The sequence below is a fragment of the Rhizobium sp. P1_E1 genome, from assembly GCF_056406015.1.
Genome location: NZ_JBFUAY010000003.1, coordinates 133,971 through 144,669, shown reverse-complemented (window position 1 = coordinate 144,669; position 10,699 = coordinate 133,971). Strand labels below are relative to the sequence as shown.

At 59.2% G+C, this 10,699-nt stretch carries 9 protein-coding genes; 5 read left to right on the top strand and 4 right to left on the bottom strand.

Going from position 1 to position 10,699, the window contains the following annotated elements; genetic code table 11:
• Positions 1-69: 69 nt before the first annotated feature.
• Complete coding sequence (locus AC1D1Z_RS03065) at positions 70-1,860, bottom strand: glycoside hydrolase family 15 protein (RefSeq protein WP_130652619.1); 1,791 nt, start codon at positions 1,858-1,860, stop codon at positions 70-72.
• Positions 1,861-2,729: 869 nt separating this feature from the next.
• Here AC1D1Z_RS03065 and AC1D1Z_RS03060 point away from each other — a divergent pair.
• From AC1D1Z_RS03060 to AC1D1Z_RS03050, 3 genes are all read left to right on the top strand, one after another.
• Positions 2,730-3,020: a DUF982 domain-containing protein gene (locus AC1D1Z_RS03060; RefSeq protein WP_477849461.1), complete on the top strand. Its 291-nt coding sequence runs from the start codon at positions 2,730-2,732 to the stop codon at positions 3,018-3,020.
• Between the two features lie 146 nt (positions 3,021-3,166).
• Positions 3,167-3,556 (top strand): hypothetical protein, encoded by a 390-nt coding sequence (locus AC1D1Z_RS03055; RefSeq protein WP_130652618.1) that lies wholly within the window; start codon positions 3,167-3,169, stop codon positions 3,554-3,556.
• Positions 3,557-3,780: 224 nt separating this feature from the next.
• Positions 3,781-4,158 (top strand): hypothetical protein, encoded by a 378-nt coding sequence (locus tag AC1D1Z_RS03050; protein WP_115157360.1) that lies wholly within the window; start codon positions 3,781-3,783, stop codon positions 4,156-4,158.
• Positions 4,159-4,256: 98 nt separating this feature from the next.
• Here AC1D1Z_RS03050 and AC1D1Z_RS03045 read toward each other — a convergent pair whose 3' ends face one another.
• Both AC1D1Z_RS03045 and AC1D1Z_RS03040 read right to left on the bottom strand, forming a co-directional pair.
• Complete coding sequence (locus AC1D1Z_RS03045) at positions 4,257-4,709, bottom strand: DUF805 domain-containing protein (RefSeq protein WP_026230793.1); 453 nt, start codon at positions 4,707-4,709, stop codon at positions 4,257-4,259.
• A 154-nt stretch (positions 4,710-4,863) separates the two neighbouring features.
• Positions 4,864-5,631 (bottom strand): adenylate/guanylate cyclase domain-containing protein, encoded by a 768-nt coding sequence (locus AC1D1Z_RS03040; protein ID WP_130652617.1) that lies wholly within the window; start codon positions 5,629-5,631, stop codon positions 4,864-4,866.
• Positions 5,632-5,902: 271 nt separating this feature from the next.
• Between AC1D1Z_RS03040 and AC1D1Z_RS03035 the strand changes: the two genes are divergently transcribed.
• Both AC1D1Z_RS03035 and AC1D1Z_RS03030 read left to right on the top strand, forming a co-directional pair.
• Complete coding sequence (locus AC1D1Z_RS03035; protein WP_477849455.1) at positions 5,903-7,642, top strand: rhomboid family intramembrane serine protease; 1,740 nt, start codon at positions 5,903-5,905, stop codon at positions 7,640-7,642.
• Between the two features lie 221 nt (positions 7,643-7,863).
• The gene (locus tag AC1D1Z_RS03030) at positions 7,864-10,080 is read left to right on the top strand and encodes an adenylate/guanylate cyclase domain-containing protein (protein ID WP_130652616.1); all 2,217 of its coding nucleotides are present in this window, start codon (positions 7,864-7,866) and stop codon (positions 10,078-10,080) included.
• A 19-nt stretch (positions 10,081-10,099) separates the two neighbouring features.
• On the opposite strand, the gene AC1D1Z_RS03025 is transcribed toward AC1D1Z_RS03030, so the two are convergent.
• Positions 10,100-10,606 carry a YHS domain-containing (seleno)protein gene (locus AC1D1Z_RS03025; RefSeq protein ID WP_028733173.1) on the bottom strand — a complete coding sequence of 169 codons (507 nt, stop codon included), beginning with the start codon at positions 10,604-10,606 and terminating at the stop codon, positions 10,100-10,102.
• Positions 10,607-10,699: the final 93 nt, after the last annotated feature.

Below are 10,699 nucleotides of genomic sequence, written 5' to 3'. Positions count from 1 at the left end.
CCGCCGCTGCCTCACCACTACGCCAAGTGTTCTTCCGCCGGTCTCCCAATAACCAAGCAGAGCATATCATCAAGCCGAACGCTGGTCCGCCGGCCCCTCCAGCCGCGCGAGGTTCAACGCACTGTTGATCAACCCGACATGGCTGAAGGCCTGCGGGAAGTTGCCGAGCATGCGGCGGGCGGCGGGATCATATTCTTCCGCCAGAAGCCCGACATCGTTGCAGATAGAAAGCAGCCGCTCGAACAGGCGCAGCGCATCGTCGCGGCGGCCGATCATGCCGAGGGCGTCGACGAGCCAGAAGCTGCAAGCGAGGAACGCGCCTTCGCCTGGCGGTAGGCCGTCGTCCACCTCCTGCGTCTCGTAGCGCAGCAGCAGGCCATCGCGCAGCAGCTTGCGCTCGATCGCCTCGACTGTCGCGACATAGCGCGGATCATCAGGCGGGATGAAGCCGACCATGCCGAGATGCAACAGGCTGGCATCAAGCGCCTTGGAGCCGTAGGCCTGCACGAAACAGCCGAGTTCGGGATCGAAAGCCTTCTCGCAAACCTCGGCATGGATGTGATCTGCGAGCGTGCGCCAACGTGCGGCGGCCTCGGGCTCGCCGTCCGCCTCGGCAATCTGGACGGCGCGGTCGAAGGCCACCCAGGCCATGACCTTCGAATAGGTGAAATGCTGGCGCTGGCCGCGCACCTCCCAGATGCCTTCATCGGGCTCCACCCAGATTTTTTCGAGAAAGGGCAGAATGGCCGCCGCCAGTTCGCGTTCGCGGTGATGCGGCGGAAGCCCGCCCTTGCGGGCCTGCAGTATGGCGTCGGCCACCTCGCCATAGACATCGAGCTGCACCTGTTCGGCAGCGGCATTGCCGATGCGTACGGGTGTCGAGCCCTCGTAGCCACTCAGCCAGGGAACCTGCCATTCCAGCAGATTGCGCTCGCCAGCGACGCCATACATGATCTGCATCTGCGCCGGGGCGCCGGCGACCGCCCGCAGCAACCACTTGCGCCAGGCGCTGGCTTCCTCGTAATAGCCGAGTTTCATCAGGGCGAGCAGGGTCAGCGTCGCGTCGCGCAGCCAGCAATAGCGGTAGTCCCAGTTGCGCGGCCCGCCGATCTTTTCCGGCAGGGAGGTTGTCGCCGCGGCGACGATGCCGCCCGTCGGCATGTAGGTCAGTGCCTTGAGCGTGATGAGCGAGCGTTTGACCTGTTCCGTCCACCGGCCCACTTTCGGGCAGGCCGCGGCAAAGGATTGCCAGAATTCCTCCGTGTCCGGCAGCGCATATTCCACCTGCCGCTGAGCCGGCTGCGGCATATGCGAGGGGGACCAGGTCAGGGTGAAGATCTGGCTCTCGCCAGCGGCAACCTGGAAGGAGCCGACCGTGCTCAGGCCGCGGCCTTCGAGCGGGACGGCGCAATTCAGGGTTAGCCTGTCCGGGCCGGCAATGGCGGTGATGCCGCCATCCTCGCCATGCGTGACCCAGGGAACGGTTCGGCCGTAATCGAAGCGAAGGTTGAGCTCCATATCGAAGGCGACAGTGCCGCTCTTGCCCTCGACGATGCGCATCAGATCGCTCGTGCCATCGCGAAGCGGCATGAAGTCGATGAGAACGGCGGTGCCGGTCTCGGTCTGAAACTCGGTTTCGAGAATGAGCGTATCGTTGCGGTAGCGGCGCGTGACGCGGACATTTTCACCTGACGGTGACAGCGACCAGAAGCCGTTATCCTCGGCGCCGAGCAGAGCGGCAAAACAGGCGGGGGAATCGAAGCGCGGAAAACAGAGCCAGTCGATCGAGCCGTTCTTCGAGACGAGTGCGGCGGTTTCGCAATCGCCGATGAGCGCGTAGTCCTCAATGGGTACCGACACCGGAGCCTCCTTTGCATAGCAGTCGGGCTTTTAGGTAGAGGCCGTGCGCGGAGGTCAAGCGCGGAAACTAACGGGGCGGTAGGCGTGCCGGCTATCATGCAAACTTCCGGATATCAATTGTACGAAGATCTCCGACCGCAGCTTTGACTGCCGCGCTCTGTCGGATGATATCTGCACGGAAAGCGCGTTTCCCTTGTTCGCCATTGCCCAGGTGAATTCCGACGACCGCCGGGCGTCCGGTCGCCGTCGTGGTCAAGAGCGGATCTCCGCTAGCGCCACTGCGGGAATCGCAAAGGTGGTGAAGCTCCGGACGACCCGTCGGATTGACCTGACACAGGCTGAGGACGAATTGGTTACGGTCGCTTACGAAGCCGGCAAACCGAGCCGAAAAGCGGCGCGCCCTCAAAAGACGATTGAGGGGCTTCCTCGAAGCCATTCGGGGCGGGGGATTTCTTCGGAGATYTGGCCATGGCGSGAATGGGGAGAGCGTCAGCGCGAAGGGGAAGAGGGAAAGAGTACAAARGGGAAACGAACTGTTTGTTCGAACGCGTGAATAGTTTTCAAATTTATGGCGCTGCGAAGCCGGCGCACCGCCCCAGTCCTTCGAGGCCCCTGTGGGGCACCTCAGGGTGAGGCTCCCTGAGCGTTGGCGCGGCATGCTCCAACGCGCCTTATGCTGAGGTGCGCAGCCCGCAGGGCGAAGCCTCGAAGCACGCGCCGCAGCGTGGCTGCCGGCAGCCATTGCTTTAGCCTTGATGGATTACCGGCGCCCGTGATGTCCGACGGCGATCATCCGGCGGCCCCTACTGGAACCGAGATCGGCCTCGCGCAGTTAGTTTCTAGTCACTTCACCTCTAGGTGCTACTGCCATTAGCGATCATTCTGCCTTCTGGGAAACCCCCATATCGATCGACCTTGATACCGGCGAACGGCTGGTTCTGCGCTCACCGCAGGATGCGCTTTATGCACTCGTCTCGGACTGGCCGGTCAATGCCGGCGTCCACCAGCAAAGGGCGATCGATTTCTGCCGCGCCTGGCTTGCCGGGYGGATGCCGGCCGAGACGGTGCGGCAGGCCTTTACCCTGGCGGCGCTGGAAGCCGGGGTGGCGATCAACGATTATGATGGGGCCGGAAGCTCTGTTGGGAACCCTTTAGTGTAGGTGCCGGCACTGATATCCACGTCACGCGGCCGACATCCTGCAGCCGCGACAATATTCCTATGATGTATTGCAAATATTATTCTCGCTGTGTTTGTGGGAATACGCAGCGTTTATTTGCGCTCAGATTCTTGTAGGGATTCAGCTGAATGAAAATGAAAGTCCTTGTTTGCGTCACTCTGCTGGCTCTCGCCGGCTGCAATGCGCCGGTGTCGCAATCCGTTGCGGATTCCCAGCGTCCTCCCTCAAGTGACGTCCGGCAGAATTTCATTAACATCGTGTTCAAGAGAAGCTACAGGCACGAAGCAGGAGAAGTCGTATGGGCCCGCATTTCCAGCGTGGTTCTGCTTGAGCCCGAGAAGAAGATTTATGCTTACTGTGTGCGGGTGGTGCCCAAGCGCAGCTGGGGAGACTGGGCCTATCTCGGCGTCTCCTTCACGGATGGCAAAATATTAGGCGCGACGGCGAATGACGATCGCTGCCGCGACAAGCGGCTGCGCTATTATCCGTTTACCGAGTTGACCGGCATGAAGACCTGACGCAGGGGCGAAGGCTCCGGCCGCGTCGCCGTTCGAGGCTTTGTTGAGCGGCGGCGCGACATGCTTCCAGCGTCCCGAATGCGCGGCATCCTCCAACCTTCCTCATGCGGAGGTGCTTAGCCGCAGGGCGGAGCCTCGAAGTACGGGATGTGACGTTGCTGCTTGAAGCCATCGCCTTTTGGAAAAGGCCGATCTATCGACGTCGAAATAGGAGATTCAACTGAATGAAGATCAAATTCCTTGCTTGCGTTGCCCTGCTGGCACTGGCCGGCTGCCAAACTCCGGCGCCGCAGTCCGTTGCAGATTCGCAGCGTCCGCCCTCCAACGCGGTTCGACGCGAGTATGTCGACGCTCTGCGGGGAACCATTAAAGCGGGGAACTTCGTAAAGGCCGAGATTTCCAGTGTGGTTCTGCTTGATCCGAAAAAGCAGATATATGCTTATTGCACGCGCACGACGGAACGTGCCTACCCAAACTGGTCCTATATCGGCCTGGGCCTGCAGCACAACATGATACTGTATCTGAAAAAGAATGACTATCGCTGCCACGACGAACGGCTGCGTTACTATGATTTTCCGGAATTGCGTAACATGAAATACTGATAGAGAGGCGAGGCGCCTGGCAGCCTCGCTATCACCTTCCGACGGCGGTCCTGCTCAAACCGTGGAACCTTTCCCACGCTCGCAGGCACACCATATTTTCAAAAGACGGACGCCCTGGAGTGATCCGCAGCCGGCGCTCTGCAATACCACACGATGACGGCAATCGTTCCAATGGGAAACAGTATCCCAAGAAGCTGGTGCCATCCGCTTCGGTTGATGTCGTGAAAACGCCGAGCGGCCATCGCGATTGAGGGAAGAAACGTCGCCAGCGACCAGATCCAGTTCAATGTTGCGGTTCGATCAACAAGGTACAAAGCGATGCTGACGAGTGCGACAAAGAGCGCCGAAAACCAGAATTCCGATCGGCTGGCTCTGCCGGTGAAATCCACATATTTCTTGAAGTAGCTGCTGATCGCCTGGCCGAAACCCATTGCCTGCGGCAGGCCGCCGAAGCGGTTCGGCCCGGCGGGTGGGTTTCTGAAAATGAAGAACAACGGCAAGGTTAGCGGGATCAAGACGACCAGCCAGTGAAAGAGAGAAAAACTACCCATGAGATACCCCAACGATTTGAATGGCATAGAGATAAGCAATGTTCGTTGCCGGAAGATTAATTGGCTTGCAATCTGACGCCTTCGGCAATCACAGCGTGAGAAGCGGCGGCTGCCACGTTGAGGACAGTATAGACGCTTGGAAGAGGTTGGCAGTTCAGCGTTTGACCAACACACGCGCCTGCACCGGCTGCTCGATGCCCTTCAGCACAAGCATGCGCGTTTCGGCGCCCGCGGCGAGATCGGCAGCCTTTGCCGCCGTTTCGGCCGAGATCAGGATCTCGCCGGCGGCGGCCCGGGATTCCAGCCTTGCGGCCTGATTGACGACGCCGCCGATCGCGGTGAAATCGCTTCGGAAGCTTGAGAATTCGCCGATCTGGACCTCACCGGAATGGATGCCGACGCCGACGCCGAGAGTGCGGTCGGGCAATGCCTCGAGCGCCAGACTGTTCAGCGCGGCGGCGCAGTTTTGCTGGATCTCCTGCGCAGCCAGGATCGCCGCGCCCGCGTGATCCTTTCTGACAATCGGAAAATTGAAGATCGCCATCAGGCCGTCGCCCATCTGCTTGTTGACGATGCCGTCATGCGCCCAGATCGCTTGCGCGCAGCGATCCTGGAACAAGCTGACAATCTCGCTCAGCTGCACCGCCTCGATGCGCTCCGAAAGATCCGTGAAGCGCCTGATATCGGCAAACAGGATGGTGGCGTCGACGGTGATCTGGCGCTGCTTCTTGACATATTGGAAGGAGCGCTCGCAGATCGTGCAAATATCCGGGTTCATCTTGCTGCGGGTGATGCCGAGGGCGCGGAAGGGCAAGGCAAGCGCACCGCCGATCGGGATCGGCATATGCATCTGGTCCCAACAGCCGCGACAGATCCTGGCGCTGCCGTGCCTGGTTGGCTCCGTAGAGGAGGCTGTCGTCATATCTCGCAATCCATCGCCTGATAGCTGAAAACAAGCTTCCGACACTCGCCTGCTTTTGGCAACTCTGCTGATGCTCCGGGGTGATGATRGATTGGAGTATTTCATATTGAATTATCATGCGTAATTTCTTGAGCACTCCGAAACGCGCCTTGCAAAGCGCTATTCCAGGTAGATAAATTCAATCCAGTGTCATCTCCGTGCTTACAGGGAGCCACGTTTGCGCCGTTGAAGAGCCACGCGTGCGGTCGATATTTTTTAGCGAGAATTTTGGATGAACCCTGAAGAATTGCGCAGATCGGAATACGCCAACAACCRAGGCAAATTGCTTCTGATTTTCCTGGTTATAGTTGCCATCACGGCAGGAATAATTTGGCTAGGCTTCCATCCACCTAGGGATAAGGATCCTCGTGTGGCTTGGTTCTTCGTGGTGCCGGGCGCAGCGTTTTTTGGGATACTAGCATTGCTGCTGTTGCCCAAGCTCTTCTCTGTGGAGCCGGGACTCGTCATGTCGACGGCCGGAATCCGTTTGCCGAATTTCCCTGGCCAGATACTGCCGTGGTCCGCCATTCAAAGCTTTGGCAGAGTCCAGACCAAGTATGCGGATAACATCATTCTTCACCTTGATGCCACTGCCGCCAGGACCTTGATCAGACGGGGGCTGGCGAGCCGGCTGCCGGAATGGTTCGTCGGTTCACGCGCCAAGGTCGGGATTGCTCTGAAGCTCTTGCGGGGCAATTCGGACAGGATATTCGATGAGTTCGTCGAATTGCTGTCCGAAGCTTACGAAGCCGAACGCCAAACCATGCAGGAAGTTGGCTCGACCGCTCCGGACGACGAAGACGAAGCGCTGGAACCCGCTCTCAACAGCGGCGGTTATCCGGTATTCACCTACGTTCTTCTCGCCRTTCTGATTGCGGTCTATGTCGGCGAACTGGCCTTCGGTCTCGAGCCGCCCGTCGCCGGCACTCCCACCAATTGGACTCTCTTCGTCCTTGGTGGGACGTTTCGTCAAAGCATTGTCGAGCAGGGTCAATGGTGGCGGCTGTTTACCGCACCCTTCATGCATGGAGGTATCCTCCATCTCGCGTTCAATTGCGTTTCCTTGTGGTTGGCAGGAGGGCTCTTTGAACGGCTGATCGGCTGGCGCTGGTTTGCGGCGATTTTTTTCGCAAGTGCCCTTGGTGGGTCTGTCGCATCGGTGTGGATCAATGCGCCGAACACGATCGGGGTCGGCGCCTCCGGCGGGATTGTCGGACTTTTTGCAGCCGTGATCGCTGCCAGCTTCCGTTTCCGCTCAGGGCCGATTGCAGATACCCTGCGGATCGGGGCAGCGCAAATTCTCATTCCCTCCCTGCTGCCATTCCTTTCGGCAGCAAGAGGCGGTGAGAACATCGATTATGCTGGACATTTCGGCGGCGCCTTGACCGGGGCCGCGCTATCGTCCCTGCTGTTGGCTTTCTGGCCGAGAGAACGCCCGACGCCTCGTTTCGGCGCGGCGGCGACAGCCTTCAGCACTCTATTCGTTATGATAGCGGCGGCGTCGCTTTGGCCGATCAGCAACACACGTCAATTCATTGTCAATGACCCCATGGCGAACTATTTCGCAGGCAAGTACCAGCAAGCCGCGACCGGGTTTGCCCTTAGGACAACCGAGAATCCCCCGACGGCTCCCTATTATCATCTCTGGCGTTTCATGGCTCAAAGGCGGGGCAATGATACAAAAGCAATCGCCGATCTCAAAATCGCGGCCAGTAAAACGGACCAGGGAACATGGCCCTATCCCGTTTTCAGTCTCTTTCTTGGCGAGTTGAAACCGGATGAACTGATGGCGAAGGCGGCCGACAGCAACCAGCGTTGCGAGGCCACATTTTACAATGGCGAATGGTATCTGTTGAGTGGCAACACCCAGGAGGCGCGCCAACGTTTCGAGGCTGCCTTGTCCTCCTGCCCCACGACATACATGGAATATGACGGCGCGAAGGGTGAATTGAACAGCCTCGGTGTGCAATAATTTTGTGTCCGCTCAGGCCCGAAACCGACCGGGATCGGGAAAAGGCTGATGAATTCGCCAGTATCGATCACACCGCCGTGGTAGGCGGCAGACGTCTGCTTTGTCTGTGTGATCCGATATCATCGCTAAGTTGAATATCGCCAGCACCGACGATAGCATCGCGGCAGGACATACTGTAGAATATTTTTAGTAATACATTCGCTCTCCAGGAAAGACCGGGGATGGAGCGCCGTCTTGCAGCAATCCTGATCGCTGATGTCGTCGGTTACAGTCGATTGAGCCAGATCGACGAAGAGGGCACCCGCGTGCGTTTTCAGGCGGACCAGAATGATGTCTTCGAGCCGGCGATCGAGCGTCATCACGGCCGGCTGGTCAAAACCATGGGCGATGGTCTGCTGGTCGAATTCCAGAGTGTCGTCGATGCCTTGCGCTGCGCGGTGGAGGTTCAGCAACTGAAAACCAAGCAGCGTGCCGCGGCGCTGCCTGAGCACAGGCTCGAGTTCCGGATCGGCATCAATCTCGGCGATATCATTGTCGAGGGCGAAGATATCCAGGGTGACGGCGTCAATATCGCCGATCGAATACAGGCGCTGGCGGAACCGGGCGGCATCTCGATATCAGGCACGACATACGACCAGGTGAAATCGAAAATCCCGGTCGGTTTCGCTTCGCTCGGCGAACAGCGGTTAAAGAGCATCACCGAACCGGTCCGGGTCTATCGCGTCCTGCTTGACCCCACTGCCGCCGGCAAGACCGTCAAGACCCGCAGGCGCCTGCCGAGACGCCGCCTCTTTGCGGGCATCGCAGCGGCCGTCGTCCTCGCGCTTGTGGGCGCAGCACTCTGGTGGCAGCCATGGATGCCGGCAAAACCGCCGGGGCCTGGCGAACGTTTTGCCTATCCGCTGCCGGACAGGCCCTCGGTCGCGGTTCTGCCCTTCATCAATGTCAGCGGCGACACCGAGCACGACCATCTCGCAGAGGGGTTGACGGACGATCTGATCACCGAATTGTCCAAGGTATCAGGTCTCTTCGTTATCGCCCGCCACTCGGTCTTCGCCATCCAGGGCTCCGTCGGCAAGATCCAGGACGTGGCCGCCGAACTCGGCGTGAAATATGTGCTCGAAGGAACCTTGCAGCGCGCCGGGCCGCGGCTGCGGATCAATGTCAAACTGATCGACGCGGTCACCGGCTTGTCGCTCTGGGCCGAGCGCTATGATCGCCAATATGCCGACCTCTTCGCCGTTCAGGACGATGTGATCGGCAAGATCATCTCGGCACTGTCGGTCAAGCTCAGCGCCCGCGAGCGCGATCAACTGGCCCGGATCCCGACGGAAAATCTCGAAGCCTATGATTATTACATGCGGGCCGAGCAGGAAGGCTTCATTTTCAGGGATGTCGATACCTATCGCCGGACCCTGTCGTTCTATCAGAAAGCGATCGATCTCGATCCGGGCTTTGCCAATGCCCATGCGGGAATCGCCCGCGTGGCCGTCGATGTCTGGCGCAACGACTATAATTACCTCTGGTCGGCCGCCGTCGCTCGCAAGATTGCCTACGACGCCGCCGGGCAGGCCCTTAAGCTGGATCCCAACAATGCCAGGGCGCACACCGTGCTTGCCCTGCTGCAATGGGTGGACGGGCGTGAGACTGAGGCCAGGAATTCCGCCAACATGGCGGTTGCGATGGAGCCGAACGATGCGGAGGCCGCCGCCAACCTCGCTCTCATCCTGGTCCATACCGGAAGCAGCGGGCAGGCGGTCACCGAGATGGAAAAAGCTTTGCGGCTCGACCCTTCGCCGGCGTCGAGCTTTCAACTGCTGGCGGGGATCGTCTTTTACACCGCGGGTGACGATCGGCGGGCGATCTCCCTGATAGAGCCGACGATCGACGGCCTGCCGAAGGTCGAGCCAGCACGCGAATATCTGGCGGCGGCCTATGCGGATCAGGGCAATGAAACCAAGGCAGCGGCGGAGACGGCAAAGCTGCTGGAACTCTTCCCGGAAAGCAATCTCACCTATTACGGTTATCTCTATGATTACTGGCGGGACGGCGATCTGCAGCGCCATCTGGCCGCATTGCGCAAGGCCGGCATTCCCGAATGGCCCTTCGGTTTTACAGGCAATCAAGCCGACAGGCTCGGCGAGGCAGAGCTGCGCAATCTCGTCGACGGCAAGAGCTGGACCGGCAAACACAAGAACGGCACGGATTTCATCCAGTATTTCGACAAGGCCGGAAATACCGCCTATCGCAGCGCGAATACCAACATCACCGGCATTGTCGAGGTGCGGGGCGACAGTCTCTGCGAAAAATTCGACGGCTATTTCCTCGACCGGATGGTGTGCGGATATGTTTACCGCAACACGTCGGGCGAGCAGGGCGACAGGCAGTACATACATGTGACGCCGCGCGCCCTGACGTTCTTTTCACCCGCACCCTGAGGGGCCAGGCATGGCGGCTTCATTTCGTAGCCGGTTGCTGCCAGACGGTATGCATCTTCTCCGAAATCAGTGTCTGCTGAACCTCGGACCAATGTTTCTTCGAGTCGGTCACCTTGGTCGGGTTCTTCTCCATGCCTTCTGCAGCCCCGGGATCATAGCTCAGATACAGTTTGCCATCGATGATCCGCCAGGCCTTGGGATCGATATTGGTGGTCACTGTCCCGAAAGACACGCCGTCGGCGCAATAGCCGCCATATTGCGGCGCATATCTGGACGGATCGCCCTTGAAGAGATCGCGATTTCTAGCGCTGGCGAAATACCAGGTCGCGCCAAGCCAGTGGTAGGAATATGTCTCGGATCCTTCGATGGCCTGGTTTTCAGTGAAATAGGCGACCGGGTCATAGCCCTTGATCGCGACATCGCCGAAATAGCCGGTATTGACGAGATCTTCCGCCGCCATAACCTGAGTGAAGGGGGGCTGAAGGAAGGAAAGCAGCATGGCCGCAGCGCCAACAGCCACGCCCATGCGCTTTCCGTATTTTTGCACATGGCCGCATTTTTGCACATGATAAGACATAACAAGCTCCGTTCCCGGACGCGGTCTGTTACCTCAGCGAAA

Coding starts and splice junctions, on each gene's coding strand:
- AC1D1Z_RS03055 (WP_130652618.1), top strand. CDS start 3,167: ATGAAAATGAAAGTCCTTGTTTGCGTCACTCTGCTGGCTCTCGCCGGC.
- AC1D1Z_RS03050 (WP_115157360.1), top strand. CDS start 3,781: ATGAAGATCAAATTCCTTGCTTGCGTTGCCCTGCTGGCACTGGCCGGC.
- AC1D1Z_RS03045 (WP_026230793.1), bottom strand. CDS start 4,709: ATGGGTAGTTTTTCTCTCTTTCACTGGCTGGTCGTCTTGATCCCGCTA.
- AC1D1Z_RS03040 (WP_130652617.1), bottom strand. CDS start 5,631: ATGACGACAGCCTCCTCTACGGAGCCAACCAGGCACGGCAGCGCCAGG.
- AC1D1Z_RS03030 (WP_130652616.1), top strand. CDS start 7,864: ATGGAGCGCCGTCTTGCAGCAATCCTGATCGCTGATGTCGTCGGTTAC.
- AC1D1Z_RS03025 (WP_028733173.1), bottom strand. CDS start 10,606: ATGGGCGTGGCTGTTGGCGCTGCGGCCATGCTGCTTTCCTTCCTTCAG.